Annotated in this window: 11 protein-coding genes; 8 read left to right on the top strand and 3 right to left on the bottom strand. The window is 35.9% G+C overall.

Annotation, left to right across the window (positions count from 1 at the left end; all coding sequences use genetic code 11):
* Together H0X48_06165 and H0X48_06160 are read left to right on the top strand one after the other, a co-directional pair.
* Positions 1-1,701: ankyrin repeat domain-containing protein (locus H0X48_06165; GenBank protein MBA3954877.1), on the top strand; the 1,701-nt coding region annotated here is incomplete at its 5' end.
* Between the two features lie 518 nt (positions 1,702-2,219).
* Entirely contained in the window at positions 2,220-3,611 is a 1,392-nt protein-coding gene (locus H0X48_06160; GenBank protein MBA3954876.1) for a hypothetical protein, read from the top strand.
* Between the two features lie 197 nt (positions 3,612-3,808).
* Here the strand turns inward: H0X48_06160 and H0X48_06155 are convergent, their stop codons facing one another.
* On the bottom strand, positions 3,809-4,264 hold the full coding sequence (locus tag H0X48_06155; protein ID MBA3954875.1) for a hypothetical protein: 456 nt from the start codon (positions 4,262-4,264) through the stop codon (positions 3,809-3,811).
* A 265-nt stretch (positions 4,265-4,529) separates the two neighbouring features.
* Between H0X48_06155 and H0X48_06150 the strand changes: the two genes are divergently transcribed.
* The 3 genes from H0X48_06150 (at position 4,530) to H0X48_06140 (ending at position 7,756) form a co-directional block, all read left to right on the top strand.
* Positions 4,530-5,387, top strand: coding sequence for an ankyrin repeat domain-containing protein (locus H0X48_06150; protein MBA3954874.1), 858 nt, complete (start codon positions 4,530-4,532; stop codon positions 5,385-5,387).
* Between the two features lie 35 nt (positions 5,388-5,422).
* Positions 5,423-6,160: an ankyrin repeat domain-containing protein gene (locus H0X48_06145; protein ID MBA3954873.1), complete on the top strand. Its 738-nt coding sequence runs from the start codon at positions 5,423-5,425 to the stop codon at positions 6,158-6,160.
* Between the two features lie 276 nt (positions 6,161-6,436).
* Entirely contained in the window at positions 6,437-7,756 is a 1,320-nt protein-coding gene (locus tag H0X48_06140; GenBank protein MBA3954872.1) for a sodium:alanine symporter family protein, read from the top strand.
* Between the two features lie 118 nt (positions 7,757-7,874).
* Here the strand turns inward: H0X48_06140 and H0X48_06135 are convergent, their stop codons facing one another.
* Positions 7,875-9,851 carry a beta-propeller fold lactonase family protein gene (locus H0X48_06135; GenBank protein ID MBA3954871.1) on the bottom strand — a complete coding sequence of 659 codons (1,977 nt, stop codon included), beginning with the start codon at positions 9,849-9,851 and terminating at the stop codon, positions 7,875-7,877.
* A 240-nt stretch (positions 9,852-10,091) separates the two neighbouring features.
* Complete coding sequence (locus H0X48_06130) at positions 10,092-12,311, bottom strand: ATP-grasp domain-containing protein (GenBank protein ID MBA3954870.1); 2,220 nt, start codon at positions 12,309-12,311, stop codon at positions 10,092-10,094.
* A 161-nt stretch (positions 12,312-12,472) separates the two neighbouring features.
* On the opposite strand from H0X48_06130, the gene orn reads away from it, so the two are divergent.
* The 3 genes from orn to H0X48_06115 all read left to right on the top strand — a co-directional run bounded on the left by orn (position 12,473) and on the right by H0X48_06115 (position 14,668).
* Positions 12,473-13,045 carry an oligoribonuclease gene (gene orn / locus H0X48_06125; GenBank protein MBA3954869.1) on the top strand — a complete coding sequence of 191 codons (573 nt, stop codon included), beginning with the start codon at positions 12,473-12,475 and terminating at the stop codon, positions 13,043-13,045.
* 43 nt (positions 13,046-13,088) lie between these two features.
* The gene (locus H0X48_06120; protein ID MBA3954868.1) at positions 13,089-13,916 is read left to right on the top strand and encodes a hypothetical protein; all 828 of its coding nucleotides are present in this window, start codon (positions 13,089-13,091) and stop codon (positions 13,914-13,916) included.
* Positions 13,917-13,990: 74 nt separating this feature from the next.
* Complete coding sequence (locus H0X48_06115) at positions 13,991-14,668, top strand: ABC transporter ATP-binding protein (protein ID MBA3954867.1); 678 nt, start codon at positions 13,991-13,993, stop codon at positions 14,666-14,668.
* Positions 14,669-14,763 lie beyond the last annotated feature (95 nt).

Here is a 14,763-nt window from a genome sequence, read left to right as displayed (position 1 = left end):
GCCATTAGAAACGGTAGTTTGCTTGCAGTAAAATTATTAATTGATAAAGGGGCTGATATAAATGCTTTAAGTATTGCTAATCAATCACTTTTGTATGTCAGTCTATTTAAGGGACATGAGGAAATTGCTCAATGGCTTCTTGATAAAGGTATCAAGGTAGTAAATGTTCAAGAAGCATTAACAACTCTAACTGCCCCTCTACATCTAGCTGCTGAAAAAGATTACATAACTGTAGCAAAGTCACTGCTTGATAAAGGTGCTGATATAAATATTAAAGATATTAAGGGAAAAACTCCGTTACATTCAGCAATTGAAAATAATCACCCAGTGATGGCAGAGCTACTTATTGCAGAAAATGCTGATGTCAATGCTCTAGATAATGATAAACAGACACCCCTTCATTACGCTATTAAATATAACCGCGTAACTATACTGCCTCTCTTGCTTAAAAATCAATCAATATCACTTGAAGCTAAGGATAAATGTGGCAATACACCATTAAATTTAGCTGCTCAAAGGGATACCTCTTTAGATATAATTAAACAGTTACTTAACAGCAAAGCCCATATTGCTACTATAGACAATGATGGCGTAAATCCCTTATTTTATGCTTCTGCTTATGGTCATACTGATACAGTAAGATTGCTTATTGATGCAGGTGCTAAGGTAAATGCTCAAGTGACAAAGAATAATTTTAGCCCATTACATGTTGCTGCTCAAAATGGTCATATAGCTATAGTAGAATTGTTGTTAAGTAAAGGTGCTCGTATAGGAGTTCAAAATAATGCTAAGGCAACTCCGTTACATTCAGCAGCAGCTAATGATCATAAATCTATTGTAGAACTCTTAGTGGCTAAGGGTGCTACCATAGATGTTCAGAATAAAGACAATTGTACCCCTTTATATTCTGCCATTAGAAACGGTAGTTTGCTTGCAGTAAAATTATTAATTGATAAAGGGGCTGATATAAATGCTTTAAGTATTGCTAATCAATCACTTTTGTATGTCAGTCTATTTAAGGGACATGAGGAAATTGTGCAATGGCTTCTTGATAAAGGTATCAAGGTAGTAAATGTTCAAGAAACATCAACTATGCTCGCCCCACTACATCTAGCTGCTCAAAAGAATTATATAACTGCAGCAAAATCATTGCTTGATAAAGGTGCCGCTATAAATATTAAAAATATTAATGGACAAACTCCGTTACATTTAGCAATTGAAAATAATCATCCAGTGATGGCAGAGCTACTTATTGCTGAAGGTGCTGATATTAATGCTAAGGATAGTAATAATTGCACGCCATTAGATCTCGCTGTTAAAAATGGCTCTATAAAACGGTTGCCTCTCATAGAGCTCTTCTTAAGAAATGATGCTTCTGTTTCTTCTGAAACACAAGAGCATATTAATGTACTTAAGAAACTGGTAATTGTTAAGCGTCAAGCATTGTTTAAAGCAATTGAGTTAAGTAATCACGAAACAGTTATCAAATTACTCAAAGAAGGCTTTGCATTAAATACATGTGATAAGGATGGTAATACCCTGCTTCATAAAGCAATGCAAGTGGGCAATTTACCAATGGCTAAGTTATTTCTCTCTTTAGGAGCAGCTCAATATTTGAATAAATCTAATGTTCAAGGTTTAACTCCAATAAAGCTTATGATAGATAAAAATGCTCTTATTGACTTATTATGCATTATGTAATTTTTAAACACTTTTTTATTTAGATTTTGTTAGTTAAAGTATAGTATAGATTTACGCTATACCTTAACTAACAAATTGGGTATTACATTAGCTTGTAATGATTGAGTTATATTTTTCAGTTTTTAGTCTACACAAGTATATTTGATGAGATGTTGTGTAAAGCTCTTTCTTTTTTTATCAAAAAAAGGTTAAAACGGTTTGTTAGAATTTAGCTATGTTTTGGAAAGAAAGCCAGGCAAAGCCTAGGGCCATGCACTGCTTAGTATTAATATTCAAATATAGACAAAGGAATATGAAAGAACAAGTTAGCAGATACATCAAAAAAGCTATGCTACCAATGGGCTTTTGGCGATAGTGAAATACACCACATGTTGTGTACTGTTTTTCTCTTTATTGCAAATAAATTTCTGAAATTGGTATAACAATGATAGTGCTGAAAACTTAGAGTAATCTAAAACTAAAATTATTTAAAAGGAATAATGTATGTATAAAATAAGTGTATTTTTATAGTATTATCATTGAGCGTCAAAGCCCAAGAATCTTGTCTGTACAATCCAAATCCTACAACTCAAATTACTGGTTTTTCAACATCTGTAGTATTTTCTGCTAATGGCTGCTTGATTAGAAGTTTTCAATCAAGTATTAATAATCAAGTTCTTATTTATAAACCAATTGACGCATGTTCTTACGATGTGGCAAATCCTCAAGTTATAAATTTTGGTGTTAATAGTGCCTTAGGTTTAGCTGTTTCACCTAATGGCTGCCTAGCTATTGGTATACAACCGCTTGAAGAAGATAGCACTTTACTACAAATGTATAGACAAACAGCTGAATGTACTTATTCTCCTGTAGGTAGTCCTATTAATCTTGGCAATAATGGTATAATTGATGCAGCATTTTCACCTAATGGCTGCTTAGCTATTGCTTACAGTCAGTTTCTAGGAGGTCCTAGTGTGTCTAACGCTTTTGTGCAGATTTATACTCAAGAGAGTAATTGCCAGTATGCTCCTCTAGGTAGTCCTATTAGTGTAGGTAATAATACTATAACTGGATTAGCCTTTTCTTCTAATGATTGTTTAGCTATTGTCTATAATAATGGAGTTGGTCAATCTGAGGGCCCCCCGCCTGTTGCTACCTCTAGCGCAGTTCAATTATATGCAGCTACTACTAGTTGCCAGTATTCTGCCTTGGGTAACCCTATAACTTCGACTGCTAATACTATTCAATCAAGTGTAGCTTTTTCTTCTAATGGCTGTTTAGCTATTGGTTATACTGATACAAATAATAATGCTTATGTACAGCTATACAATCAAATAGGTTCTTGTCAATATGCACCTTCAGGAATGCCTATAAGCGTGGGATCTATTAATAGTGCTGGTGCATTAAAAGTGGCTTTTTCTTCTGCTAACTGCTTAGCTGTCTCTTATAATACTAGCACTGATTTAACAGCTCAAATACAAATATATGCACCATTGGCATCATGTCAGTATGCTAGTGCGTCTCAGGTTATTACTGCTGCAGGTAGCAATCCAACTGTAGCATTTTCACCTACTAACTGTTTAGCTGTTGGAACCAATAGCGGCTTAAATGTATATGCACCTATACCAACAGAGCCTATAGTAACTCCTGTGCCAACAAGTCCTGTTAGAGTTGTTTTATGTGGTCCTAAATGTCGCACGACTACAACAAAAAAACCAAAAATAGTTGGTAGAGCTACTCCTGGAGCAACAATTTATCTACAGGCTAACAATAAGCTTATAGGGAAAACCACTGCAAACAGTAAAGGTGTTTTTTGTATTATACCATGTAGAGCTTTATGTAAAGGCTGTAATGGTATTGTTGCTTTTACGCCAAATGGTAGCACAATGGTATCTTCTAATGCAATACAAATTTTTGTTAATTGTAGATAGTATTTCCAAAGCATTAGGTTAATTAAGAGAGCAATCAAGTCCTCATAGCCTCTGCCAAAAATATCTAGGTAGGTAGAATTTTTTGTTCCACTTACCTAGACATAACTTATGGGTTGAATAATCGTTGTTGCTCTAGACTTAAGTTCATAGATGGCTTTGAAAGCAGCTCATGTATTTCTTCATCAGAAAGTTCTACTTTATTGTTTTAATTGAGATGCGGTCTGTCCTACATGCGTTCCTGTTTGCATACGCTTTAAAAGCAACTCTTTTTGTTGTTGGGGACTTAATTGTATGTGTGCCTTTGAAAGCTCTTCTATTTCTTGAAGTTCACGTGCTTCTTCAGGTGAATAATGCATATAACGTGAAGTATCTTGTCTGTCTTTAGATGAACCTTTCATAGGATTTACTGAAAGCTCTTCCTCTATTTTTTGTCTTTCTTCAGGTGAAAGCTCTAATTTATCGATTGACTGAGATTTTTGCCGAGGAAGATTAGGTGAGCCTATATAAGCTCTTGAAAGCTGCTCTATTTCTTCTGGCGAAAGATCTGCTTTACTAAGAGGTCCTGTTTCTTGATTCATACTGTAGGTAAGTCCATAAGATAGGATACTTAAAGTATATATAAGGGTAACTATATTTTTACGATTCTTTTCCATGAGATAGATCTCCTTTAAAATTGTAAGATTTTATTTGTTTATTTATAATTTAGCATTTTAATCGTATAAAGATCAATAAATTCATTAATAACTTTTTCAAAAAGTTCTTTTTTTTATTTTATAATATTAAAAGCATTTCTTGCTGTATAGTTTATTTGTCAAGTCACCATGAATTAAATAAAAGTATTTTTAAAATATTGACAAATATAAAATAATTATTGTATATTTAACAATATACTAGCACAAGAAGTTTAGGAGAAAAGTAGTGAAGCACTTTATCATAGTAATTGTCTTAAGTTTTTTTAATTTTTATCTATGCAGTATGAACGTTACTAAAGTAAATACTTTTATAGAATTAATAAAGAATAATCCTAAAGAACTATCAGAAGTAAAAGACTTACTTCTGCTTGAAAAGGTTGATGCTCAAGATTCTAATGGTAAAACAATGTTGTTTTATGCAGCAAGCGACTTCCTTCTTGATGGGGGCGAGCTTGATGAGTATAAAACTACTTTAGTAAAATTACTTTTAGATGCAGGGGCAAATCCTAATTTAAGAGATAATAATAGAGATACGCCCTTACATCGTGCAGCTCTACACACGATGGTAGGTCAAGATAAAGCAGATATGGTACAGATGCTTTTAAAAGCAGGTGCAGATGCTAACAGTAAAAACTCCTTACAACTAACTCCTTTACACGTAGTGTTCTCAGGTGCACATCCTCCTCTTTCTGTGCTTGAAGCGTTATTACACTATGGGGCTGACGCTAATGCTCAAGATGAAGTTGGTAATACTCCTTTACATTATGCTGTTCGAGCAGGATTTAGTACTAAAATTCATGGACTAATGAAAATATTACTAGAAAAAGGCAATGGCAATCCTTTTATAAAAAATAAAAGAGGAGAAACCGTTTTTGATGTAAGTAATAAAGCTGATAATACCCAAATAACTCAATTACTTAAAAACTATACTCAAGAAAATAGAGAAGGGGCTCGCAAAGCTTGGAGTCGCCTTTTAGGTTATGTTACGCATACTAGTGAAGGATATGCAACATCTGGCTTACCTTTACCAGAGTCAATCAAAACTATTATCGCTGGTTATACACTACCAGCAAGACAAAAGTAAGCTATGTTTTTTGTTATAACTAAGAAAGAGTTGAAATGCACTTGTATCTACTTATAATGGCGTTTAGTTTTTTATCTAGTTATCTAATGAGCAGTGGCTCTTATGAACCTGTTAGAGCTCAGAGATTCTTAACTGCTGTAAAGTCAAATAATTTAAAAAACGCAAAGTCATTAATTACCCCCGAAATATGTTCTCTACAAGATTTCAAAGGAGAAACGCCACTCCATTATACAGCAGTAGCTTGGTATCCTGATGATGAAGTTATACCATTAGTTAAACTCTTGTTAAAAAAAGGTGCCAAGCCTCACGTACCAGATAATACTGGTGTTACACCATTACACCTTGCAGCGATGCAAGTTCTTAAAGATCAAGATAGAACTGCTTTAGTAAAATCATTGCTAAAAGCAGGCGCTCAACCTAATTATAAAGACAAAATTAACGGACAGACACCACTGCATTATGCTTTTACAGCAGGATTGCCTCGTTACTCTGCTGTAAAACAATTACTAAAAGCAGGAGCAAATAGCTCTATTAAAGATACAAATGGCGATACACCCTTGCATTTAGCAGCTAAAATGGAAGGTGCCACTCAAGATCATGCTCGTATAGTAAGAGCTTTGCTTAAAAAAGGGAACGGTAATCCTTTTATAAAAAACAATAACGGTCATACCCCATTTGATATAAGTAATAACTCAAAAAACAGGCTAATAACTAAAGAATTGGAAAAATATACAAAGCGCAATAGAGACGGTGCTCACAGCTCTTTAACTTAGTGGCAAATAGTGCTCAAACAATGGTAGGAACTACTTCAGCTAAATCGGCTCTACCAAGGGAACTTAGAAAAGTTATAGTGGGCTATGCTCTTCCGACAAGATATATTAAAACAAAAAATTAGTTCATGCCGGTTTAGGTTTAATTAGTAAGACGATTGTGCTAGATCTAAGATACTACTGTAGATTAATGTAGTAGTTGAAAATTTGTCTTTAAAATTAAATATGTGCAAACTGGTGAAGTTAAGTAAGCTATTCACCTTTTAACATAGAGACCATATGGAACTGATAAACAAATGTTCGACGCTTGTTGAACTGCTTAATTCTTATTTAGGATTGCCTTCGTTAATTTTATTTTTAGGTACCGGTATTATTTTAACTTTTAAGACTGGTTTTGCTCAAGTAAGAGCATTTCCACGTTTTTGGCATCTCATAACTCATGGTCTGAAAAAATCAGACTTAGATGCAAAAACTATTAATCCTTTCCATGCCTTGTTTAGTGCTATGGCTACTACTATTGGTATGGGAAATATTGTAGGCCCTTCTATGGCTATTAGTGTTGGTGGCCCTGGAGCTCTTTTTTGGCTTATTTTGTATATATTTTTTGGTTCAGTTACCAAATTTACCGAAGTAACCTTTGCTGTCTACTCTCGTCAGTCTACACAAAAAGGGGACATTTTAGGTGGGCCAAGTCAGTACCTTAAGCTTATTTCGCCTTGGGTTGGTAATTGGTATGCGCTGCTTACTATATTTTTATTTACTGGCTGGTCAAGCATTCAAGTTAATACACTATCATGTATATGGGCTCAAGAAGGAATACCTGCTTGGTTTAGTGGCCTGCTTGCTATAAGTTTATTGCTTGTGGTGGTGCTTGGTGGCGTTAAACGTATTGGCTTTGTAGCAAGTCGTATTGTACCGCTTAAATTTTTACTGTATGTAGGCTTTGCTCTTTTAATTTTAGCTCAGAATCCTGCAGCTGTGTGGTCTGCTATTAAAATGGTATTTACGTGCGCCTTTACGCCAGGAGCGGCATGTGGTGGCCTTACTGGTATTACGCTTCTAAAAGTAATGCGTGAAGGTATTTATAAGAGTATTTTTATAACCGAGGCTGGTGTAGGTACTTCTTCTATACCACACGCGCTTGCTGACGTTGAGTATCCAACTGATCAGGGTATACTCGCTATGTTTTCTGGTATAGCCGATATGTTTTTATGTTCTCTTTCAGGGTTACTTACTTTAGTAACGGGTGTGTGGACTGCAGGTAAGCTTGATAATACCCTTATTTACCAGGCTTTTAAAATGAATTCACCAGTTGCAGGTGGCCAATTTGTGTTGATTATTAGTATATTATTGTTTGTGCTTACCGCGCTTATTGGTAATACCTATAATGGTAGCCAAAGTTTTGCAACTATTACCGGTTACCGTTATGTGAAAACTTATTATTTGATAGCCGCTGCTCTAGCCTTTTCAGGTGCTTTTGTTGCTGTACCGTTTATTTGGAACATCATGGATGTAGTGCTTGTATGCGTTGCAGTACCTAACTTAATTGGTATCTTGCTATTAGCGTTTAAGTATCCACAAATATTAAAATATAGATAAAGTAGCTAAGACAAATTAAAAGAGCCTGTACAGTGATACGTACAGGCTCTTTTTCATTGAATACTTCTTGTTTTTTTGCTAGTTGTTTAAAAGTTACTTGAGCTTTAGGCTCTACTCTTTATCTTTTGACAAGCACTTGAATTTTATTAGATCTTACAGTTACGTTTCCATTTCGTGCAAGAGCGATAATAGTATTACAGCCCTTTCTTAAAGGCTTGCAAGGGATAATACAAAAGGTCCCTTTACTAGTTGCTTTAGTACTACCTATAACTTTATTATTAGCGTATAAACATATGGTAGCCCCTGGTGTAGCTCTACCTGTTATTCTAGGCTTGCATGTGGTAACTTTGCGACATTGAGGCCCGTATAAAGCAACTTTTAAATTACTTGGAGTTGGCGTTGGTGTTGGTGTTGTATTAACCACAGTTATAGTAACGCTATCAGCAGGATTGCTTACACATCCCAATGAGTCAGTAAGCGTAGCAGAATAGGTAGTTGTGCTTACTGGACTTACTGCATAAGTAACCGTTGTATTTGAGCTTACTGGAGAAACAAAACCATCCGAGAAAGCAACTGAGTACGGCGGTGTACCAGAAGCTAATACCGCTGTTAGTGTTGAGGTTTGGCCCCTAGTTATTACCAAAGGATTTGCTGCAATGCTAATTGTTGGATTAGGATTTATTGTTACAGAAAGAGCATTACTGGGTGCACTTATACATGGAACATCGTTAGTTTGTGTTAATGTAATAGTATAAGTGCCATCCGCTAAAGCAGTAGTTGTGTTAAAGCTAAAAGTTCCATCAGCTGCAGCTGTGCTAGTACCTATACTGGTATTATTACCGTTAGAAAACACTTGTATTATTGCATTAGCTTCCGCTCCCGATCCTACTATATTTAGAATGCCATTACAGATAGAAGTAACCTGAGTTAATAAAGGTGCATTGGGTATAACACTTCGGAAAACTAATACACCAGGTGTTCCCGTACTACCAGGATTAGCAACAGAAAGGCATCCATTAGAGGAAAAGGCTACTGATCTAGGAAAGCTTATACCGCTTGTAGCGTTATTTAAAGTAGCTAGTGGGGCTGGTGGATTAGCAGAAGTTGTACAATTAGCGTCCACAGCGTAAATAGTTACTGTATCATTAGCTGCATTAGCCACAGCAAGGCATCCATTAGATGAAAATGCTACTGATCTAGGAGAGCTTATACCGCTTGTAGCGTTATTTAAAGTAGCTAGTGGGGCTGGTGGATTAGCTGAAGTTGTACAATTAGGGTCCACAGCGTAAATAGTTACTGTATTATTATCTGCATTAGCAACAGCAAGGCAGCCATTAGAGGAAAATGCTACTGATCTAGGAGAGCTTATACCGCTTGTAGCGTTATTTAAAGTAGCTAGTGGGGCTGGTGGATTAGCTGAAGTTGTACAATTAGGGTTCACAGCGTAAATAGTTACTGTATTATTATCTGCATTAGCAACAGCAAGGCATCCATTAGAGGAAAATGCTACTGATACAGGAAGGTTTATACCACTTGTAGCGTTATTTAAAGTAGCTAGTGGGGCTGGTGGATTAGCTGAAGTTGTACAATTAGGGTTCACAGCGTAAATAGTTACTGTATTATTACCTATATTAGCAACAGCAAGGCATCCATTAGATGAAAATGCTACTGATACAGGAAAGTCTATACCGCTTGTAGCGTTATTTAAAGTAGCTAGTGGATTAGCTGAAGTGGTACAATTAGCGTCCACAGCGTAAATAGTTACTGTACTATTACCTTGATTAGCAACAGCAAGGCATCCATTAGAGGAAAATGCTACTGATACAGGAGAGCTTATACCATTAGCAAAAGTTAGTGTAGTTATAGGTTGTGTATTATTAGGGGTACAATTTGTTGTATTTGTTGAGTAGATAGTTACTGTATTATTGCCTTGATTAGCAATAGCAAGACATCCATTAGAAGAATAGGCTACTGAAATAGGATTGTTATTGCTAGGCAAATATGCTGATTGCCTTACATTACAGGGGTCGCACATGGGATGGGAGATTAAGGATGTTAGGAGCATTATAAGTAGAGTAAGAAAACGTGGAAACATGCACTATTCCTTTTTTATAGAATGGTTTTACCGGTTTTTCTAACTCTATCACACTAATAAAGAAGAGCACAAGTTTGTTATAAAATTACAGGCTTGGTCTAAAAACCCCACCCAATCTAATTAATGTAATATTTGAAATAGTATGCTTAAAGGTTAATATCTGTTTTAATATACTAAAAGAGTCTGTACAGTAATGCGTACAGACTCTTTTGCCAAGCTCAATAAAAAATCATAAGCTTATTAGTTGAATATTTCGTGCTCTTTTGCTGGTTGTTCAAAAGCTACTTGAGCTGTATGTTCTTCAAGTCCGAGCTTAACGATCATATCAATAAAATCCATGGGCTGAATACCTATTTCTGCAGCTTGATGGAATATACAGGTAGCAGGAGTCATGCCTGGAAGTGTATTAACCTCTATAAGCACTACGCGTTCGTTGCCTGTAGGGCTTTGGTCAGCTGTTTGATAAAAGCAGTCTATGCGTGCATAGCCTTTGCAGTTAAGGGCTTTGTAAGCTGCTACCATAGTTTGTTGAACAACAATAAGCGTATCTTCTGGCAGTGGAGCTGGAGTTTGATTTTCTCCTGCGCCAGGCAAAAACTTTTCTTCAATTGAAAGAATATCACCTGTGCATACTGCTTGACTTGGTGGTAAAGCAGTAACGGTAGTATTACCAATAACACCTACAGTAAGTTCCATGCCCATAATGCATTCTTCTATAAGGGCAAACTGCTTATCAGCAAACAATGCTTCCAGAGCTGTAATTAGTTGTTGATCATTATGTACTTTATAGACAAGAACGCTGCAACCATCATCATGAGGTTTTACTATTAAGGGATAGGAGCAGGTGTTATTAATTTTTTGAAGTGTTGTTTGTTTATCGGTAGACCAATCACTAGCAGGTACAAGTATGCCTTGTGGTACTTGAAAGCCTTGAGACCGTAAATAATTGTTTGCTTTAAACTTATCCATACAAAGTGCACTGGTAAACACAGATGAGCCATTATACGGTATACCAAGCATTTCTAACGTGCCTTGGATGCAACCATTTTCACCTTCTCCACCATGAAGCCCAATAAAAACAAAGTCAGCTAAAGTTGCTAAGTCATCCCACTCAATACGCATGTGTGGTTTAAGGCCAAGTTCAATCTCTTTTGTTGAATTACGTACCAGTAACGATTGATCTATAACGTGTAACTGTAACTGTGAATCTACAAAAATAGCAATCGGTGTGTATTTTTGAGGTGACAATTTATAAAAAATATTGCGCCCTGATTCAAGTGATATCTCTTTTTCATGTGAGCGACCACCCAGAAGCACTGCTACGCGAAGTTTTTTAGGTTGATAGAGGGAATTAGTAGATTGTTGTTCTTGAGAAATAAGTGAAGAAAGCATAGAGTATTGAGCCAGTTCGGTTTCAATTAAATGGTTAATAACTTGTGTGTGGCTCATATTAAGCTCAGCTGCTTGTCTGAATAAAAAGCTTGAAGGAGCCATGCCTGAAAGAGTATTGGGATCAGTGATAACTATCCGAGCGTCAGTTGTTACAAAGCCGTCAATACGTGCTACGTTTTTTATATCTAAAATATCCATTACCCGCATACAGGTTTGTTGAATAGCTTCAATAACTGTGCTGTTGCAGCGTGCAGGGGTAAACTTAGTTGCACGTCCTGGCATGTACTTTTGGTGATAATCAAAAAAAGCTGAATCTTTTTCAGGTATTACTTCTGTTGGTGGTAAGGGCAATTTTTGCCCTGTTTTATAATCAGTTAAAATAATGCAAGAAAATTCCATACCAGTTACATACTCTTCTACTACCACTGATTGTGTTTTAGTATGCTCAATAAATACAGCTTTAGTAATACTTACCATAAGCTCATCAAGAGTATAAGCTACCGATATGCCTAAGCTTGAGCCTTCTTTATGAGGCTTTATTATGCATGGTAAGCTTAGTTGTTCTTGTTGCAATACATGGGCTAATTTCTGTGGATGAGTAGTATACTCTGTGAGCTCATCCGGAGTTACAGTTATACCTTGAGGCACTAGTATGCCATGGGTATGTAATATGTTTTTTTGTACTATTTTATCCATACCAAGAGCACTGGCCATAACTTTAGAGCCTAAATACGGTATTTGCAGTACTTCAAGAAAGCCTTGTAGAGTGCCATCTTCTGCGTACCGGCCATGAGTGGCTATATACATAAAGTCTATGCGTGTCTTTAAACTGTTCCATGAAATACGTTCTGCTTGGCTTGCGAGTCTTTGCTCAAAGTCGCTTATTTTACCTCTATGCAAAAAACGCCACGGTAGTATATAAAGAGCTCCTGTATGATGTTGAAACAAGGGAATAACTGTGTAACGTGCCGTATCTAAATGATCACATATGGTACGACCTGAGTTAAAGGAAACCTCTTTTTCAATAGATTTACCCCCCATAAGTACACCCACTTTCAGTTTATTCATAGAGAGCTCCTTTAATTTTAAAAAAAATTATATCATTCAGCTTATATTATTTAAGTGTACCATAGCTATATATTATTGCCATAAAAGTTGCATGATGGTACCTTAATGAAATTGCGCAGGTAGGTGATAGCGTATATTTTAACTGATACATGGGGAATTATATGGACAGATTACAAACCAATTTAGTGTGGATAGATTTAGAAATGACTGGCCTTAATTTGCCTGAAGATACTATTTTAGAGATGGCTAGTCTAGTGACAAATAACAATCTAGACATTATTGGCTATGGTCCTGCTTTGGTTATCCATCAATCGGATGAGACATTAGCTAAAATGGATGCATGGAACCAAAAATATCATACAGCTTCGGGTCTTGTTGACCAAGTGCGACGTTCAACGGTTTCTTTACAAGAAGCAGAAGAACAAACGCTTATATTTTTGCAGCAATTTGTTGTAACCGGCACAGCATCTTTATGTGGTAATTCTGTATGGCAAGATAGAGCTTTTATCCATCAGCATATGCCTAAACTTGATGCTTTTCTTAATTATAGAATTATTGATGTAAGTTCCATAAAAGAAGTGGTACGTCGTTGGTACCCAAGAAGCGCTGGTGCTAAATTTGTAAAACCAGATAATCATCGTGCTTTAGAAGATATTGTTCAATCAGTTGAAGAACTTAAATATTATCGTACTCATTTTTTTATTGCTGACGTAAGCTCTTTACAGGGCACGTAAAAATAACGTAAACTCGTACTGTAAGTATTAAAAAGGAGGGTATATGTTAGCTAAAAAAAGAGTAGTACTAACGAGCTTAGTAATTTTTGGTGTATTTTTTTCTATTTTACGACTGCAGGCCGTAGAAGAGCAAGCGTCTAAGGGCTCTCTTATAGAAGCAAGTTTTATACTACAAAATAAAGTTACGAGCTTAAAAGTGCTGCGTCAAAAGTTAAGCTTATATATGAACGAGTCTGTAAGCACTACTAAGCGTCTTGAGCAAGAGAAAATTATTTTAGAAAAAGGGTTATCCCGTTCAGGAGATAAAAGTGGTAATCAAGCAGAGCATTCTCAGATAATACTTTCTTTACATCAAAGTTTTTTATACGCAAATACTTTCCGGCAAGCTTTTTATCCTGAATTTATTCAAATGATCGATCATTATAGTAGTATTTTATCAAGTAAGGCAACGACACTGCAAGAAGAAACACTACCGCAAAATGGAGTAAAAAAACTTGTTGAAGAGGCTAATTTTCTGCATGATCTTATGTATGCTCAAAATCAGTATGTAGCAGATTTGCTTGATTTACGTACGTATAAAAATAAAATAAAAAATGAAGAATATACTGAACGCTCGTATAAAAAAATGCTAGCCGATAGATCTGCTGCTTTTGATGTTGAAAAAACAAAAGAGTACGCTAAGCTTAAGCAGCATATTAAAACACTGCATCATACAGCCGTTGAAAAGCAACGTGAAATCAATAAACTTAAACAAACAATAGCGGATTTATATAAAAAGTTAGAAACAGTAAATTCGGGTAAATTTTCTAAAGAGTGGTTCTACAAGCAGGTAATCGATAGTCAAAAGAAGGCTGAAAGCATTAAAAAATAGTTGCCACCGATTGCAGCCTCTCAAGGTCATAGTATACTAAATCAGTAAGTTAAAAAAAATCTTGAAAGTATATCATGGCCACTATCTATCTTGAAAATATCCAAAAACAGTTTAACCAAAGCACCGATACTATTACGGTGTTATCAGGCATTACTCAGACTTTTGTAAGTGCTCACACGTACGCACTCACGGGTGTGTCTGGTACAGGTAAATCAACGCTCCTGAGTATTCTAGCTGGTCTTGAAGAGCCAACGCTCGGCAGCGTGTATTATAATAACCATAATACGAGTATGTTAACACATAAAGCAAAAAACCAACTGTTAAATCAAACCATAGGGTTAGTTTTTCAGATGCCCTATTTGATTCATGAGCTCTCAGTGCTTGAAAATATTATGATCAAAGGCTTAATTTCGCCTACTAGTTCGGTTAAAAAAGAAGACGCGTTACAACTTCTTGATCGTGTTGGTTTAAGTAGTAAAGCAAATTTTTTACCAGCAACGCTTTCGGGCGGTGAGCAGCAAAGAGTTGCTATAGCACGCGCAGTTGTTAATAATCCTGATTTTATTCTTGCTGATGAGCCTACAGCACATCTAGATGAACGTAATCGTGAAGCTATTATGACTTTGTTGCTTGATTGTCAAAAAGAATACGGCACTGGTCTTATTATTGCTTGTCATGATCCGGCAGTATGGCAAAAAATGGATACGATACTTGAGCTACACCACGGCCTGATTCAAGAAAAAAATCACTAAAAGAGCGGAATTTTTACCTTCCGCTCTTTTATAAGATATCTAAATATACTTATCTTATATTATTTTATTGCTTCGTAATCATCTGCATTTTTATA

It is taken from the genome of Candidatus Dependentiae bacterium (assembly GCA_013821315.1).
GTDB lineage: Bacteria > Babelota > Babeliae > Babelales > Babelaceae > JACDHA01.
Note: the sequence above shows the minus strand (reverse complement) of the source record. Positions and strands in the feature narration are given on the sequence as shown.

Excerpts from the sequence above, each read along its gene's own strand:
- H0X48_06155 (MBA3954875.1), bottom strand. The coding sequence starts at position 4,264 with ATGGAAAAGAATCGTAAAAATATAGTTACCCTTATATATACTTTAAGT.
- H0X48_06145 (MBA3954873.1), top strand. The coding sequence starts at position 5,423 with ATGCACTTGTATCTACTTATAATGGCGTTTAGTTTTTTATCTAGTTAT.
- H0X48_06140 (MBA3954872.1), top strand. The coding sequence starts at position 6,437 with ATGGAACTGATAAACAAATGTTCGACGCTTGTTGAACTGCTTAATTCT.
- H0X48_06135 (MBA3954871.1), bottom strand. The coding sequence starts at position 9,851 with ATGTTTCCACGTTTTCTTACTCTACTTATAATGCTCCTAACATCCTTA.
- H0X48_06130 (MBA3954870.1), bottom strand. The coding sequence starts at position 12,311 with ATGAATAAACTGAAAGTGGGTGTACTTATGGGGGGTAAATCTATTGAA.
- orn (MBA3954869.1), top strand. The coding sequence starts at position 12,473 with ATGGACAGATTACAAACCAATTTAGTGTGGATAGATTTAGAAATGACT.
- H0X48_06120 (MBA3954868.1), top strand. The coding sequence starts at position 13,089 with ATGTTAGCTAAAAAAAGAGTAGTACTAACGAGCTTAGTAATTTTTGGT.
- H0X48_06115 (MBA3954867.1), top strand. The coding sequence starts at position 13,991 with ATGGCCACTATCTATCTTGAAAATATCCAAAAACAGTTTAACCAAAGC.